Genomic DNA, 15,428 nt, shown 5'->3' with positions numbered 1-15,428 from the left:
ACGTGCGCAAGGTCATCATCATCGGATCGGGCCCGGCGGGGTACACCGCGGCCATCTACGCCGCGCGTGCCAACCTCGAGCCGCTGCTGATCGCCAGTTCGGTCGAGGCGGGCGGGGAGCTCATGAACACCACCGAGGTGGAGAACTTCCCCGGCTTCCCCGAGGGCATCATGGGTCCCGACCTCATGACGAAGATGCAGGAGCAGGCCGAGAAGTTCGGCACCGAGGTCGTCTACGACGACGTGGTGAGCGTGGACTTCTCCGGCCGCGTCAAGAAGGTGACGCTCGGATCCGGAGCCACGCACGAGGCCGACTCGGTCGTCTACGCCACCGGCTCCGCTCCTCGCAAGATCGGCATCGAGGGCGAGGCTCGTCTGTCGGGCCACGGCGTCTCGTACTGCGCAACGTGCGACGGCTTCTTCTTCCGCGAGCGCACGATCGCCGTCGTCGGCGGCGGCGACTCGGCGATGGAGGAGGCGACCTTCCTCACGAAGTTCGCGACCAAGGTCTACGTCATCCACCGCCGGAGTGAGCTTCGCGCCTCGAAGATCATGCAGGAACGCGCGTTCGGCAACGAGAAGATCGAGTTCGTGTGGAACAGCGAGGTCGTCGACGTGCTCGGCGACGACGCGGTCACCGGCGTCGTCCTGAAGGACACGGTCGACGGGTCGACTCGCGAGCTGCCTCTCGACGGCATCTTCGTCGCGATCGGCAACGACCCTCGCACGCACCTCGTGCACGGGGTTCTCGACCTCACCGAGCACGGCACGATCTGGGTCGACGGCCGCACCTCGCGCACCTCTGTGCCGGGCGTCTTCGCCGCCGGGGACGTGATCGACCCGACCTACCGCCAGGCCGTCACGGCTGCCGGGAGCGGCACTGTCGCTGCCCTCGACGTCGAGCACTACCTGGCCGCGCTCGACGACGCCGGCACCCCCGAGGCCGATGCCGCACAGATCGACGCCCTCCCGGACGCCGACGCCACGGCCGCCTGAGACGGCATCGGAACAAATCACCCCGACCCCGCGTTGTCATCGTTGACAGCTTTCCGAAGGAGACAGTGAAATGACCGCCAAGGCCACGAACGAGAGCACCTGGCAGCAGGACGTCATCGACGCAGAAGGTCCCATCCTGGTGGACTTCTGGGCCGAATGGTGCGGTCCCTGTCGCATGGTGGGACCGATCCTCGACGAGATCCAGTCCGAGAACGGCGACAAGATCACCGTCCTCAAGCTGAACGTCGACGAGAACCCGAACCTCGCGATGGAGTACCAGATCACCTCCATCCCCGCGATGAAGGTGTTCAACAAGGGCCAGGTCGAGAAGACGATCATCGGCGCCAAGCCGAAGTTCGCTCTCGAGCAGGACCTCGCGGCGTACCTCGCCTGACGCGAACACACGAGAAGCCCGGTCGGAATTCTCTCCGACCGGGCTTTTTTTGTTTACGAACGCGTCCGGCTACCGACGACGTGACCGCGACGGGTGAGAGAAGGGCCACCATCCGCGTCTGCCCGGATCACGATCGCCCGGGCTCTCGTCGATGACGACGGCTCCCGGCAGCGAGGTCGTCGGGCGTTCTCCCGTGAGAACGGCGGTCACCTCCCGGCGAAGTCGCAGCGCCTCGACGACCTCGGCGACGAGGAGGGCGTCGAGGGGACGTCCCAGAAGCTCCGCGAGCGCGGGCCCGTCGATCTGCGTCTCCGACAGCACGGCCTCGTCGGTGAGCGCGAGAGCGCGGATGGTCTCGTTGCGGTCGTCGAGGAGTCTGTTCTCGATCTCCGCGACGGTCGAGTGGGCGTGGACGACCTCCTGAGCCCTGCCGAGCAGGATGGGTGCGGGATCCCACAGCGCCATCCAGTCGGGGATGCCCGCCATCGTCCGCCGCTCGCGCGCCGGCCCCTCGCTCACGGCGCGGCGGCTGTAGACGTGGACCGCGAGAGCGTCATCGGCGTACTGCAGCGCGATGACCGGTCGCTGCGCTGCCGACCATGACGCGAACGGCGCCCTCCTGGATGCAGCGACCAGCGTGCGGTGACCCAGGGGGGCAGCCACGACGGCGGACTCCAACTGCTGCGCGATCTCCGACCGGCGATCGATCGAGGTCGACAGCTCTCCTGCCACGACGAAGATCGTCTCCACCGGCTCTGTCGACGTGGAAGCCTCTTCCGCGGCGTCGGCCGCCGACTCGTGGACCGCGGAGAGCTCTTCCTCGCCCGCGCGGAGCCCCACCCCGGCGCGGAGTTGCACCGACAGGGAATCGATGACGGATTGCGCGGGCACCGTCGTGACCCCGTCCGCGGTCGCGGCGAGAAGGCCCCGATCCGGCGCGAACGCCAGAATCGCCGACACCGCTCCCGCGCGGCCCTCCGTGTCGTCCTCGACGAAGCCGACGAGCCCGAAGGCGCGCAAAGCGGCGCAGGTCTCACCGATGGGGTCGGAGGCGGCCTCGATGAACTCGATGTCGAGCTCTGCGGAGACGAAGAGGGCCGAGTCGAAGGTCACGCGACCGAGGCTACCGGCGGCACGCTCACGACGCTTCGATCCGCACGGATGCGTCCCAGCGCCGATGTGGTTCGCTTCCCAGCAGACGCCACACCGCCCGCGTGAGAGGCGGATAGTCCAGCGCGATCTGTCGCAGCACACGATAGTTGCGGCTGGCGTTCGGGCGGACCCCTCCGTTGGAGGCGATGTTCTCGGCGCGCAACGTCAGGACGACGAGCTCATCGACACTCGGAAGATCCTCCATGAAGTCCCACGGATCCTCGCCGTCGCGCACGCGCTCCTCGATGAGGACCGACAGCTCATCGCCCGCTTCGGCGCGCAGCAACTCCAGGCTGGCGCGGCGGGCGGGGCGAGCTTCGGTCACCTCTCCAGCCTACGCCGCCTCACCGACAGCCACTCAGAACGAGCCGTACTCCGTCTCACCGATCTCGGCCAGGATCCGGTTCAGATCCTGAATGGTCGCGAAATCAATGCTGATCTGGCCTTTTCTTGCCGTCAGATTGATCTTGACCTTGGTGTTCAGGCGATCACCGAGACGCTCGGCGACCTCGTCGAGGTGCGCACGACGAGCGCCGGCCTTCGGTGCCCGTTGCTTGGCTCCGGCATCGGGGGCTTTCGCGGCTGCCTCCGCGGCACGCACGGAGAGGTCCTCGTTGACGATCTTGTCGGCCAGACGCTGCATGGCCTCGGGGGTGTCGAGGGAGAGGACGGCGCGAGCATGTCCCGCGCTGAGCACTCCCGCCGCCACACGCTGCTGGACGGGAACGGGGAGCTTCAAGAGACGGATCGTGTTGCTGATCTGCGGACGGGATCGACCGATCCGAGCGGCGAGCTCCTCCTGCGTGATGCCGAAGTCGTCGAGCAGCTGCTGGTAGGCCGACGCCTCTTCGAGAGGATTCAACTGCGAGCGGTGGAGGTTTTCCAGCAGTGCATCTCGCAGGAGGTTCTCGTCCGACGTGTCGCGCACGATCGCCGGGATCGACGTCAGCCCTGCTTCTCGCGATGCGCGCGTCCGCCGCTCACCCATGATGAGCTCGTACTTGCCCTCTTCGTTCGTGCGCACGACGACCGGCTGCAGCACGCCGAACTCGCGGACGCTGTGGATGAGCTCCGCGAGGTCGTCGGGGTCGAAGTGCGTCCGCGGCTGACGCGGGTTGGGCACGATCTCGCGGGGGTCGATCTCGACCAGTCGGGTCCCCGGGATGGCGAGGAGCTCCGACGCCTCACCGTGGGCTTCCGCGCCCTCACCCTTGTCGGCCGGCGCTCCGGGGAAGAAGACGTCGACGGGCCGTGCCTCATTCGACTCGGCAGTGGGGATGAGCGCGCCGATCCCCCGGCCCAGACCAGTTCTCTTCGCCATCAGGACTCCTCTTCTTCACTGCCGCCACGACCACGTCGGGCGATCTCCACGGCGGCCTCGCGGTAAGCGACGGCGCCCGCCGATGCCCCGTCGTACGCGATCACCGTCTGACCGAAACTCGGTGCCTCCGAGACCCGAACGGATCGAGGGATGACGGTGCGCAGAACTTCCCGCGGGAAATGCGAGCGGACTTCGTCCGCCACCTGCTGAGCCAACCGGGTACGTCCGTCGTACATCGTGAGCAGGATGGTGGAGAGGTGCAGCCGCGGATTGAGATGCTTCTGGATCATGCCCACGCTGCCGAGCAGCTGACTGAGTCCCTCGAGGGCGTAGTACTCGCACTGGATCGGGATCATGAGCTCGTCAGCGGCCGTGAAGGCGTTGATCGTCAGGAGTCCGAGCGACGGCGGGCAGTCGATGAGCACGAAGTGCGGCGGTTGCTCGGCAGCAGAGAGATAGTCTTCCAGCGCCGTCCGAAGGCGATGTTCCCGGGCGACCTGAGAGACCAGCTCGATCTCCGCCCCGGCGAGGTGGATCGTCGAGGGGGCACAGAAGAGACGATCCGACTCCGGGCTCGTCTGCACGATGTCACTGAGGGGGAACTCGTCGATCAGAACGTCATAGATGCTGGGGATATCAGCGGTGTGGGGGACTCCCAGCGCCGTTGACGCGTTGCCCTGAGGGTCGAGATCGATGACGAGCACGCGCGCGCCGACCGAGGCGAGAGCCGAAGCGATGTTGACAGTGCTCGTGGTCTTCCCGACGCCACCCTTCTGATTCGACACGGTGAGCACACGGGTCGGCCCGGTGAACTCCAGCTCGACCGCATCCAGGGCCTTTCGGCGGGAGGTGAGGTCGGCGAGCTCGCGGGCAATCGGACTGTCGTCGAACGAGAAGGGTGCGGAGGACGTGGGGTTCTCCGATTCCGTCACCGGCTACTCCTGTCGTTCAAGGGCCTGTTCCACTGTAGTCGAGAGCGCTGACCCTGCTCGGCGTGGGAGGGGGCGCTCCCGGTTCCGTTTCACGTGAAACGGAGGGGTTGACTGTCCGCTCGACGTTTCACGTGAAACGACGACGTTCGGTGCGACGCCGTGGGGTGAACCACTGTTTCACGTGAAACACTCGCCCACGGGTGTGATGAGTTGTCCCTCATCGCACGACGGCACGGAGGACACGGGTCGGCTCGGTGATGAGACCCTCCCCGACGGGCTCTACCCGGACCTGGGTAAGCCTGAACTTCCGGATGACCCTCTCCGCCGCGTCGATCTCACGCTCCGCGCTCGCACCCTTGAGGAAGATGAGCTCACCGCCATCCCGCACCAGTGGTGCGGTCAGGGGAACCAGCGTGCGGAACGCACTGACGGCTCGGGCCGTGACGGCATCGAGGACGGGCCCGCGCTTCCAGTCCTCACCGCGTGCGCGCACCACCTCGACGTTGTCGAGACCCTGCTCCCGGGCCTGTTCCGTCAACCAGGCGACTCGACGCTCCATGGGCTCAATCAAGACCCACCGGATGTCCGGTCGAGCAATGGCGAGCACCAGCCCGGGAAGGCCGGCGCCAGAGCCGACATCGCCGACCTCCGCTCCCGCCGAAAACAGCGGTGCTGCCACGGCACTGTTCAGAATGTGTCGCGTCCAGAGCCGCGGGAGCTCCAGGGGGCCGATGAGACCGCGCCGCTCGCCCTGCTCGGCAAGCGCCGCTGTGAAGGAACGGGCAATCTCGAGACGATCACCGAAGATCAGCGCTGCGGCCGAGGGCTCCGGTTCGACCCCACCGACTGTTTCACGTGAAACATCAGCCACGACGAATGACCGTGTGGCGGTCCGAACCCTCACCATAGGACTCGGAGACGAAGCCCCGCTCAGCGACGATGTCATGCACGAGTTTGCGCTCGTAGCTCGACATGGCCGGGAGCGACGCCTGGGATGCGCCGTCATCGATCCGCTCGATCGCGCGGTCGACGAGCTTCTCCAACTGCTGCTGACGAGCGTCGCGCGAGCCGCCGATGTCGAGGATCAACCGAGAGAACCGTCCGGTCTTGGTCTGCACCGCGATGCGCGTCAACTCTTGCAGCGCCTGGACGGTGTCCGGGTTGGAGAGGAGGCGCAACGAGGAAGCGTTATCGTTCTCGACCGTGACGTAGGCGCGTCCCGAGCGCACGTCGAGTGCGAGGTCACCGTCGATATCGGCGATATCGAGGAGCCCTTCGAGGTAGTCGGCGGCGACGTCGCCTTCCTCTTCGAGCTGGGCGACGGTCGCGGGAGTGGATGCGGTCGATGCGGGCGTGGTGTTCATGAGGATCCTCGGGCGTCGATCAGGACGGATTCTGTGGCTTGTTCTTCTGCGATTGCTTCTTGGCCCGCTGCTTGCTCACGGGCTGCTGACGCTTCGGAGCCTGCTCCTTGGCGCGCTGCGCCTCTTCATAGAGTCGCTGCTGCTCGGCCTCGTACTTCTCCAGCGGAACGATCTTGCCCTGCGCATCGATCGCCTTGCCCTTACGCGCCAGGCGCTCCTCACGAGCCTTGGCCGCCTCCGACCCAGGAGTGGGGAGGTTACGGATGACGAGGAACTGCTGCACCATCGTCCAGATGTTGGACGTGAACCAGTAGAGCACCACACCCAGCGGGAAGAACACACCCGAGAAGATGAATGCCAGCGGAAGGACGTACAGCATGATGCGCTGCATCTGGTACGCCTGACCGGTCTTGGCCTCGGGGGAGAGGTTCTTCGAGATGATCTGCAGCTGCGTGATGAACTGCGACGCGATCATCAGCACGACGAGGATCACGAGGATGACGACGGTCGCCGTCTGGCCGAGACCGATCGCCTCCGTCATGTTGGTGTGCAACGGCGCGACCCCGAACAGCTGGGCGTCGTAGAACTGCCTCGTCAGGTCGGCGTTCAGAAGTCCGACGCCACCGACACCCCACTCGGCGTGCCGTTTCACGTCGCTCAGCGTGTAGAACATGCCGAGGAGGATGGGCATCTGCACCAGGAGAGGAAGACAGCTCGACACCGGAGTGGTGCCGTGCTTCTTGTACAGCGCCATGGTCTCCCGGCTCATGGCCTCCCGGGAGAGCTGATCCTTCTTGCCGCGGTACTTCTCCTGAACTTTCCGCAGTTCAGGAGCGATTTCCATCATCTTCCGCTGACTCTTGATCTGCCGAACGAACAGCGGGATGAGCGCCGAGCGCACCACGATCACGAGACCGATGATCGACAGCACCCAGGTCAAGCCGGCCGCCGGCTCGAGCCCGATGGTCGTGAAGATCCAGTGCCAGAAGACGAGGATCGTCTCGACGATCCACTTGAACGGCCACATGATGGCGCTGAAGAAGTCGAGGCCGCCCGACGGGGCCGGAGTCGTCGGGGTGGGCACGGCCGGACTCGGGGTGGCCGCGGTCAAGAGAAGATCCAGCAAGGATCAGTCCTTTCTCGGGTGCACGACGAATCCGTGCGGAGTGAGACGGTGTCGGAAGTGGTCGTGCGGCGGAACGTCGTCGATACCGCCCTGCGCCCAGGGGTGGCATCGCGCCAGTCGCGCAGCCGTGAGCGCGGCGCCTTTGACGGCTCCGTGCTGCTGCACCGCCCCGACCGCATAGGCCGAGCACGACGGGTAGTACTTGCAGACGTCACCATACGTGTGGGAGATCGTCGCGCGATATGCGTGGAGCACAGCCAGCACGGCATTGCGTGGAACCAGTGCGAGTGACCACCCCGGATCGGCACCGCGAAGGCGACCGTCGCCCAAGGCGTAGGAAGGCAGAGTGGTCGTGCTCACGCGGCGGCTTTCCGTTGCAGACAGCGCACGACATCGCGGCGCAGCACGGCGAACGTGGCGTCGGCCGAAGCGGGCAAGGCGCGGATCACGACGTCGAGGCCGGGACGCACCGTGGGCAGCGCCTCCGCACACACGGCCTTCAACCGCCGACGGACGGTGTTGCGGACGACTGCGGAGCCGACCTGTTTGCTCACGATGAAACCAAAACGCGCCGGTCCCTCTTCTTCAGAGGGAACGACGTACGTGATGGTCATCGTTCCGGCACAGCGGGAACCCCTGCGGACGGCGGCCTTGTACTCCGCCCCGCGGGTGATGCGGTTCCCGCGCGCCAGCACTGCGATGTCGGATCAGGCCGAGAGCTCGGTGCGACCCTTGGAGCGACGGGCCGCGATGATCGCGCGGCCGGCGCGGGTGCGCATGCGAGCGCGGAAGCCGTGCTTCTTGGCGCGACGGCGGTTGTTGGGCTGGAACGTACGCTTGCTCATGAGGATCACTCCGGATCGGCGGTCACCGGAACGCTCTAGACCGGGGACACGGGTACAGGGGACTGCCCGGATGGGCATAAGTCAACCGACTAAGGGTACGTCGAGTCACGCGCGAACTCAAACTCGCGCGGCCGGAACGGAACATTATCCACTGACCTCACAGGTCGCCTGGCGAGGACACGCGGACCGGATCTACAGTGGGTTTGGCTCGTCTCGGCGGGCGTGACTACCGTGTCACGGACGAGTTATCCACAGGTTCCGCGTCGTCGTCACGACGTGGAGTGGATCCGTCCGCCGCAGCTCGTGACGCGACGGCGTCGTCCCACCGACGCCATGCGCCCATCTTTCGACGACCACCCCAGGGGAGCCATGACACCGCACGATCTGCCGGACGTTCCCGTCTGGACCGCTGTGCTCGAAGCACTCGCGGACGACGAGCGGGTCACTCCGCAGTTGCAGGGCTTCCTCAGTCTGGCCGTCGCTCAAGGCGTCATGAGCGGCACCCTGTATCTCGACGTCCCGAACGACCTCACCGCGGCCCAGTTCAACAAGCGCCTCCGCACTCCCATCATGGAAGCACTCGCGCGAGTCGACGCGGAGCCGGCGGCCTCGAGCTTCCGCGTCGTCGTGAACCCGGACCTCGCCGACGCGCACCTGACCGCGCCGGTCCCGGTGCAATCGACGGCGCCGACGGTGCCGGTGAGCCGGCCGCCCATCGAGGACTACACCGAGCCGGTCGCTCCACCCTCGCGCCACGACACACGCCTGAACCCGAAGTACACCTTCGACAACTTCGTCATCGGACAGTCCAACCGTTTCGCGCATGCCGCGGCGGTCGCCGTGGCCGAGGCTCCCGCCAAGGCCTACAACCCGCTGTTCATCTACGGAGACTCGGGGCTCGGAAAGACCCACCTCCTCCACGCCATCGGCGACTACGCATTGAGCCTCTACACCGGGATCCGCGTGCGGTACGTCTCGAGCGAGGAGTTCACGAACGACTTCATCAACTCGATCGCGAACAACCGCGGCGCTGCCTTCCAGGCGCGCTATCGCGACGTCGACATCCTCCTCATCGACGACATCCAGTTCCTGCAGGGGCGTGCCGAGACGCAGGAGGCGTTCTTCCACACCTTCAACACGCTGCACGACCACGACAAGCAGGTCGTGATCACGAGCGACGTGCCGCCGCGGCACCTCACCGGCTTCGAAGATCGCATGCGCAGTCGATTCGAGTGGGGCCTCATCACCGACGTCCAGGCGCCCGACCTGGAGACGCGTATCGCGATCCTCCGCAAGAAGGCCCAGTCGGAGCGCCTCCTGGTTCCCGACGACGTGCTCGAGTACATCGCGACCAAGGTCTCCTCGAACATCCGCGAGCTCGAGGGCGCACTCATCCGTGTCTCCGCTTTCGCGAACCTCAACCGTTCGACCCTCGACATCTCGCTGGCCCAGACGGTGCTCCGCGACATCGTCGACCAGGACGACGCCAACGTGATCTCCCCGACCGACATCATCACCGCGACGGCGCAGTACTTCCGGCTGTCGGTCGACGACCTCTACGGCTCGAGCCGCTCGCAGTCGGTGGCCACCGCGCGCCAGATCGCCATGTACCTGTGCCGCGAGCGCACCAATCTGTCGCTCCCCAAGATCGGTCAGCTCTTCGGCAACCGTGACCACACGACCGTCATGTACGCCTACAAGAAGATCAGCGAGCTCATGAAGGAGCGTCGCTCGATCTACAACCAGGTGTCGGAGATCACGACCCAGCTCGGCAGAGTCGGTCGCTGAACCGCTCACCGGCTGCATCGGACATCCCGCGCTTGACAACCGGGCGCGGGATGTCCCATCATGCGCGTTCTACACAGTGTGGACAGCCTGTGGATAACTCGGCCGTCATGTCGAACAGATGTGAACGAATCCCGGCATCCTGTGGATGACCGGGCGCGCATACGTCTCTCCGGATTTCCGCGTCCGCACAGGCATCCGCAGCCGGCCCACAACTTACACGCGTGTGGTTTCCGCTCCTCGACAGCGATCGCTCGAGTTATCCACACTTTCCACAGGTGTTAACACCATGACAGAGAGAGAAGAAGAGAGAAGGGCAATCCATCACCCTGTGCACAGGGGGGTCGAGTCAGGCTGACGGCACAGACGCTTCCGGAGCACGCCGGTCGTGGCGCTAGCATGGAGGAGCCCTACTCGCCGTCAAGGGAGCCCTTGTGAAGTTTCACGTGAATCGCGATGTGTTCAGCGAGGCCGTGTCGTTCGTCGTGAAGCTTCTGCCGCAGCGAAACCCGCAGCCCATCCTGGCCGGTGTCCTCATCGAGGCCTCCGAGTCTGGCTTGTCGCTCGCGGCGTTCGACTACGAGGCCTCGGCACGTACGACCATCGAAGCCACCGTCGACGCCCCCGGCACGATCCTCGTCCACGGGCGCCTTCTCTCCGACATCGCCAGCCGTCTTCCCAACGCGCCGATCCAGATCGAGCAGGACGACGAGAACGGCATCGTCCTCACGTGCGGGTCCGCCCGATTCACGCTGGCTTCGATGCCGGTGCAGGAGTATCCCGCGATCCCCGAGGTCTCGGGCGACGCCGGCCTCGTCCCCGCCGAGGACTTCGCGACCGCGATCGCGCAGGTCGCCTTCGCCGCCTCTCGCGACGACGTCACCCCCGTCCTCACCGGCGTGCAGCTCGAGGTGTCGGGCAACGACCTGAGTCTCGTCGCCACCGACCGCTACCGCGTTGCACTCCGCGAGATCCCGTGGGATTCGGGAACCGTCGCCTCGGGAGAAGAAGCGACGACCGCCCTCGTTCCGGCCCGTACGCTCACCGAGGTCGGAAAGACCTTCGCTCACTCCGGCGACATCCAGGTGGCCTTCTCGGGATCAGGAGATCGCGAGATCATCGCCTTCACGTCGGGCAACAAGACGGTGACGTCGCTGCTCATCAAGGGCAACTTCCCGCCCGTCCGCCGGCTGTTCCCCGAGCAGACGGATCACTACGCGGTCGTCAACACGGCCGATCTTGCCGAAGCGGTCCGTCGCGTCGCCCTCGTTCTCGATCGCTCCGCGCCGCTGCGCTTCACCTTCACCGCCGAGGGCGTGTCGATGGACGCGTCCGGGACGGAGCAGGCCCGCGCCACCGAGTCGGTCGACGCGACGCTCACCGGCGAAGAGGTCACCCTCGGACTCAACCCGCAATATCTCCTCGAGGCACTCGGTGCCGTGCGCAGCGAGTTCGCGAGGATCACGTTCACCTCGGCCGAGAACGCCAACAAGCTCAGCCCTGTGCTGATCACCCCGCAGACGTCGGGGACGCCGGAGAGCTTCAAGTACCTCCTGCAGCCCAACCTGCTGCTGCGCTGAGTCCGGGCGCGGTCCCTTCCCGCCCCCTCACTCGACGCTCTGGAGCCCGAGACGAAACGTCGGGCCCGAGAACTAGGCTGAACAACTGTGATCGTGGAGCAGTTGAGTCTCGTGGACTTCCGCAACTATGCGGCCGCAGACGTCACGCTCCACGCGGGGACCAACGTCTTCGTCGGTCGCAACGGCCAAGGAAAAACGAACCTCGCCGAGGCGATCGGCTATTTCGCGACGCTCGGCTCGCATCGAGTCTCCCAAGACGCACCCATGGTGCGGGACGGTGCGGATGCCGCGATCGTTCGCACCCGACTCGCGCACGGCGAGCGTCGGGTGATCCTGGAGGCCCAGCTCAACCGGTCTGGATCCAACAAGGCCCGGGTGAACGGGTCGAACGTGAAGACGGCCGAACTCCCTCGGTACGCCCAGGTGGTCCTCTTCGCTCCGGAAGACCTCCAGATCGTCCGTGGTGATCCGTCGTCGCGGCGTCGGTTCGCCGACCAGCTCCTCATCCAGCGTGCCCCGCGGATGTCGGGGGTGCTGTCCGATTACGATCGCGTGCTCAAGCAGCGGACCGCGCTGCTGAAGTCGGCGCGGGCGCGGGGTATTCGTGGCGACGAGCTGACCACGCTCGATGTCTGGGACGACAAGCTCGTGCAGCTGGGGACGCAGGTGATCCGGGCCAGGCTCGCCCTCGCGCAGGATCTCCGTGCTCCCGTGACCGACGCGTACGAGACGATCGCCGGCGCCGACCACCGGCCGGAACTGGAATGGTTGCTCTCTGTCGACGGCGGTGAGTCCGATGATGATGACGAGGTCTCCGATGCCGCGGACGTGCCGCACACGACACTCATCCCGGAGCGGAGTGCCGACGACGTCGCCGCGGCGTTCCGGGAACGGCTCGCCGCGAAGCGCACCGCCGAGCTCGAACGGGGTGTGACCCTCGTCGGACCGCACCGCGACGACCTCCTGATGCGGGTCCGCGGACTGCCGGTCAAGGGATACGCATCTCACGGTGAGTCCTGGTCGGTGGCGCTCTCCTTGCGCCTCGCCTCGGCGCAACTGCTGCGGGAGCACTCGATGCTCGGCGATCCGGTGCTCATCCTCGACGACGTGTTCGCCGAACTCGACGCCGACCGTCGCGCGCGGCTCGCCCACGTCGTCGCGGGGTTCGAGCAGGTGATCGTCACCGCGGCCGTGGAGGCCGACGTCCCCGATGAGCTGCGCGCCCGGACCGTCTACGTGGAGGCGGGAACGATCCGGGAGGCACCGGATGAGTGACGACGCCGAGATCCCCGAGACGATCCGCACGTATCTGCGCCTGCGTGGCCTGGAGCCCTCGGCCCGGGCGTCCCGCAGACGCCGGCGGCGGAACGACGACGAGGAGAACCAGCCGTTCACGCCCGGTCGGGACGCGCGCGGGATCGGCGACGTCATCGCCGATCTCACGAAGCAGGCGGGATGGGACTCCCAGCTCGCTCGCGAAGACCTGGTCCTGCAGTGGGAGAGTGTCGCCGGCGAAGAAACCGCGCGCCATGCGTCGCCGGTGGCGTTGTCGGAAGGACTGCTCACCGTCCAGTGCGATTCCACGGCGTGGGCGAAGAACCTCCAGCTCATGCGTGGGGCGATCGTCACGGAGCTCATGCGTCGCTTCCCGGACGCGGGGGTCGAGAACGTCCGCTTCATCGGCCCGGACGTTCCCTCCTGGAAATGGGGCCCCAGAGCCGTTCCAGGGCGGGGTCCACGCGATACCTACGGATGAGCCACGTCCCGCGGCCTCCGGATCGATTTCCGCGCGCCACAGCGCCGTGTGGCGTCCAAACCACACCGCGGGGAGATAGACTGGAAGGGCCCTCGAATCTGATGTGGAGTGCTCGAAACCTATGACGTCCGAAAACCCCGACAGCGTTCCCGAGGAACCGCACGCAACCGCTCCCACGAAGGTTCCGAACGAGTACGGGGCAGATGCCATCCAGGTGCTCGAAGGGCTCGAGGCGGTGCGCAAGCGCCCGGGCATGTACATCGGCTCCACGGGCGAGCGCGGGCTGCACCACTTGGTCTACGAGATCGTCGACAACGCCGTGGACGAGGCTCTCGCCGGCTACTGCGACACGATCCAGGTCACGATCCTCGAAGACGGCGGTCTCCGCGTGGTCGACAACGGCCGCGGCATCCCGGTCGACCCGCATGCGTCCGACCCGACCAAGTCGACTGTCGAGGTCGTTCTGACCGTGCTTCACGCCGGGGGGAAGTTCGGCGGCGGCGGTTATGCCGTGTCGGGAGGTCTCCACGGCGTGGGATCCTCCGTCGTGAACGCCCTGTCCACTCGCTTCGAAGTCGAGATCCGTCGGCAGGGCCATGTCTGGCGGCAGGCGTTCTCGGACGGCGGCAAGCCGACGGGACCCCTGGCTCAGGGCGAGGAGAGCGAGGAGACCGGCACGATCGTCACGTTCTGGCCCGACTCGCAGATCTTCGAGACGGTCGACTTCGATTACGACACCCTCCGCACCCGCTTCCAGCAGACGGCGTTCCTCAACAAGGGTCTGCGCATCACGCTGAGCGACGAGCGTCCTGCCTCGGCCTACGTGGTCGACGGCGAGGACGGCACGGCGGTCACCCGCCAGCCGCACGACGACTTCCTCTACGAGCGTGGACTGGTCGACTACGTGGAGTACCTCAACAAACTGCGCAAGTCCGAGGTCGTCAACGAGGAGATCATCGAGATCGAGTCGGAGGACACCGTCCGCCACATCTCGCTCGAGCTCGCGATGCAGTGGACGACGAGCTACACCGAGAACGTCTTCACCTTCGCGAACACCATCAACACCCACGAGGGCGGCACCCACGAAGAGGGTTTCCGCGCCGCGCTGACGACCAAGATCAACAGCTATGCGCGCGAGAAGGGCCTGCTCAAGGAGAAGGACGACAACCTCACCGGCGACGACATCCGCGAGGGCCTGACCGCCGTCATCTCGGTCAAGCTGTCCGAGCCGCAGTTCGAGGGTCAGACCAAGACCAAGCTCGGCAACACCGAGGCGAAGGCGTTCGTCCAGAAGATCGTCGGCGATCAGCTCACCGACTGGCTGGACCGCAACCCCGCACAGGCCAAGCGCGTGATCTCCAAGGCGATCGACGCGGCCACGGCGCGTCTCGCGGCCCGCAAGGCGCGGGAGACAGCGCGGCGCAAGAGCGTCTTCGAGTCGGCGTCCATGCCCGACAAGCTCAAGGACTGCACGAGCAAAGACCCCTCGATCAGCGAGATCTTCCTCGTGGAGGGTGACTCTGCCGGCGGATCCGCGGTCCGCGGGCGTGATCCCGAGACGCAGGCGATCCTGTCGCTGCGTGGCAAGGTGCTCAACGTCGAGAAGGCGCGACTGGATCGCGCGCTGGGCAACAACGAGATCCAGGCGATCATCTCGGCCTTCGGCACCGGGATCGGCGAGGACTTCGACGTCGCCAAGGCCAGGTATCACAAGATCGTCCTGATGGCAGATGCCGACGTCGACGGCCAGCACATCACGACACTCCTCCTCACGCTCCTCTTCCGCTACATGCGAGGACTCATCGAGGCCGGCTTCGTCTACCTCGCGATGCCGCCGCTGTACCGGATCAAGTGGTCCAACGCCGACCACGAGTACGTGTTCAGCGACCGGGAGCGCGATGCGCTCGTGGCCGACGGCCTCGCGAATGGCCGCCGCCTCCCGAAGGACTCGGGCATCCAGCGTTACAAGGGTCTCGGCGAGATGAACCCGAAGGAGCTGTGGGAGACGACGATGGATCACAACACGCGGACCCTCCGCCAAGTGACGATCGACGATGCCGCCGCTGCCGACGAGATCTTCTCGGTGCTCATGGGCGAGGACGTCGAGTCCCGGCGGAGCTTCATTCAGCGCAACGCCAAGGACGTCCGCTTCCTGGACATCTGAACTCACTATCCATC

The 15,428-nt window shown here is 66.1% G+C and carries 17 protein-coding genes; 7 read left to right on the top strand and 10 right to left on the bottom strand.

What is annotated here, in order from left to right; genetic code table 11:
* Nucleotides 1-2: 2 nt before the first annotated feature.
* Nucleotides 3-995 (top strand): thioredoxin-disulfide reductase, encoded by a 993-nt coding sequence (gene trxB / locus QM591_RS15285; protein WP_415133581.1) that lies wholly within the window; start codon nt 3-5, stop codon nt 993-995.
* Between the two features lie 70 nt (nt 996-1,065).
* A complete protein-coding gene (trxA, locus tag QM591_RS15280) occupies nt 1,066-1,389 on the top strand; it encodes a thioredoxin (RefSeq protein ID WP_067164974.1) in 324 nt (107 codons plus the stop codon).
* Between the two features lie 69 nt (nt 1,390-1,458).
* Here trxA and QM591_RS15275 read toward each other — a convergent pair whose 3' ends face one another.
* The 10 genes from QM591_RS15275 to rpmH all read right to left on the bottom strand — a co-directional run bounded on the left by QM591_RS15275 (nt 1,459) and on the right by rpmH (nt 8,129).
* Entirely contained in the window at nt 1,459-2,502 is a 1,044-nt protein-coding gene (locus QM591_RS15275; RefSeq protein ID WP_415133579.1) for a hypothetical protein, read from the bottom strand.
* A gap of 25 nt (nt 2,503-2,527) precedes the next feature.
* On the bottom strand, nt 2,528-2,866 hold the full coding sequence (locus tag QM591_RS15270) for a tryptophan synthase subunit alpha (RefSeq protein WP_067164971.1): 339 nt from the start codon (nt 2,864-2,866) through the stop codon (nt 2,528-2,530).
* A 33-nt stretch (nt 2,867-2,899) separates the two neighbouring features.
* Nucleotides 2,900-3,862 carry a ParB/RepB/Spo0J family partition protein gene (locus tag QM591_RS15265; RefSeq protein WP_415133577.1) on the bottom strand — a complete coding sequence of 321 codons (963 nt, stop codon included), beginning with the start codon at nt 3,860-3,862 and terminating at the stop codon, nt 2,900-2,902.
* Nucleotides 3,862-4,794 carry a ParA family protein gene (locus QM591_RS15260; protein WP_415133575.1) on the bottom strand — a complete coding sequence of 311 codons (933 nt, stop codon included), beginning with the start codon at nt 4,792-4,794 and terminating at the stop codon, nt 3,862-3,864. The genes QM591_RS15265 and QM591_RS15260 overlap by 1 nt, the downstream gene beginning before the upstream one ends.
* Before the next feature lie 217 nt (nt 4,795-5,011).
* Nucleotides 5,012-5,701, bottom strand: a complete 690-nt coding sequence (gene rsmG, locus QM591_RS15255) for a 16S rRNA (guanine(527)-N(7))-methyltransferase RsmG (protein WP_415133573.1) — start codon at nt 5,699-5,701, stop codon at nt 5,012-5,014.
* Entirely contained in the window at nt 5,658-6,158 is a 501-nt protein-coding gene (locus QM591_RS15250; protein ID WP_415133571.1) for a protein jag, read from the bottom strand. The genes rsmG and QM591_RS15250 overlap by 44 nt, the downstream gene beginning before the upstream one ends.
* A gap of 19 nt (nt 6,159-6,177) precedes the next feature.
* Entirely contained in the window at nt 6,178-7,281 is a 1,104-nt protein-coding gene (gene yidC / locus QM591_RS15245; protein WP_415133638.1) for a membrane protein insertase YidC, read from the bottom strand.
* Between the two features lie 6 nt (nt 7,282-7,287).
* Nucleotides 7,288-7,629, bottom strand: a complete 342-nt coding sequence (gene yidD, locus QM591_RS15240) for a membrane protein insertion efficiency factor YidD (protein ID WP_415133636.1) — start codon at nt 7,627-7,629, stop codon at nt 7,288-7,290.
* An 11-nt stretch (nt 7,630-7,640) separates the two neighbouring features.
* Nucleotides 7,641-7,979, bottom strand: coding sequence for a ribonuclease P protein component (gene rnpA / locus QM591_RS15235; RefSeq protein WP_415133569.1), 339 nt, complete (start codon nt 7,977-7,979; stop codon nt 7,641-7,643).
* 12 nt (nt 7,980-7,991) lie between these two features.
* The gene (rpmH, locus tag QM591_RS15230) at nt 7,992-8,129 is read right to left on the bottom strand and encodes a 50S ribosomal protein L34 (RefSeq protein ID WP_204391190.1); all 138 of its coding nucleotides are present in this window, start codon (nt 8,127-8,129) and stop codon (nt 7,992-7,994) included.
* A 384-nt stretch (nt 8,130-8,513) separates the two neighbouring features.
* On the opposite strand from rpmH, the gene dnaA reads away from it, so the two are divergent.
* The 5 genes from dnaA to gyrB all read left to right on the top strand — a co-directional run bounded on the left by dnaA (nt 8,514) and on the right by gyrB (nt 15,414).
* Nucleotides 8,514-9,917 carry a chromosomal replication initiator protein DnaA gene (gene dnaA, locus QM591_RS15225; protein ID WP_415133634.1) on the top strand — a complete coding sequence of 468 codons (1,404 nt, stop codon included), beginning with the start codon at nt 8,514-8,516 and terminating at the stop codon, nt 9,915-9,917.
* Nucleotides 9,918-10,348: 431 nt separating this feature from the next.
* The gene (gene dnaN / locus QM591_RS15220; RefSeq protein WP_415133567.1) at nt 10,349-11,494 is read left to right on the top strand and encodes a DNA polymerase III subunit beta; all 1,146 of its coding nucleotides are present in this window, start codon (nt 10,349-10,351) and stop codon (nt 11,492-11,494) included.
* A gap of 87 nt (nt 11,495-11,581) precedes the next feature.
* Nucleotides 11,582-12,769 carry a DNA replication/repair protein RecF gene (recF, locus tag QM591_RS15215; protein ID WP_415133565.1) on the top strand — a complete coding sequence of 396 codons (1,188 nt, stop codon included), beginning with the start codon at nt 11,582-11,584 and terminating at the stop codon, nt 12,767-12,769.
* Entirely contained in the window at nt 12,762-13,250 is a 489-nt protein-coding gene (locus tag QM591_RS15210) for a DUF721 domain-containing protein (protein WP_415133563.1), read from the top strand. Before recF ends, QM591_RS15210 begins: the two co-directional genes overlap by 8 nt.
* Nucleotides 13,251-13,371: 121 nt before the next feature.
* The gene (gene gyrB / locus QM591_RS15205; RefSeq protein ID WP_415133561.1) at nt 13,372-15,414 is read left to right on the top strand and encodes a DNA topoisomerase (ATP-hydrolyzing) subunit B; all 2,043 of its coding nucleotides are present in this window, start codon (nt 13,372-13,374) and stop codon (nt 15,412-15,414) included.
* Nucleotides 15,415-15,428 lie beyond the last annotated feature (14 nt).

The organism is Microbacterium sp., from assembly GCF_047607225.1.
GTDB lineage: Bacteria > Actinomycetota > Actinomycetes > Actinomycetales > Microbacteriaceae > Microbacterium.
Note: the sequence above shows the minus strand (reverse complement) of the source record. Positions and strands in the feature narration are given on the sequence as shown.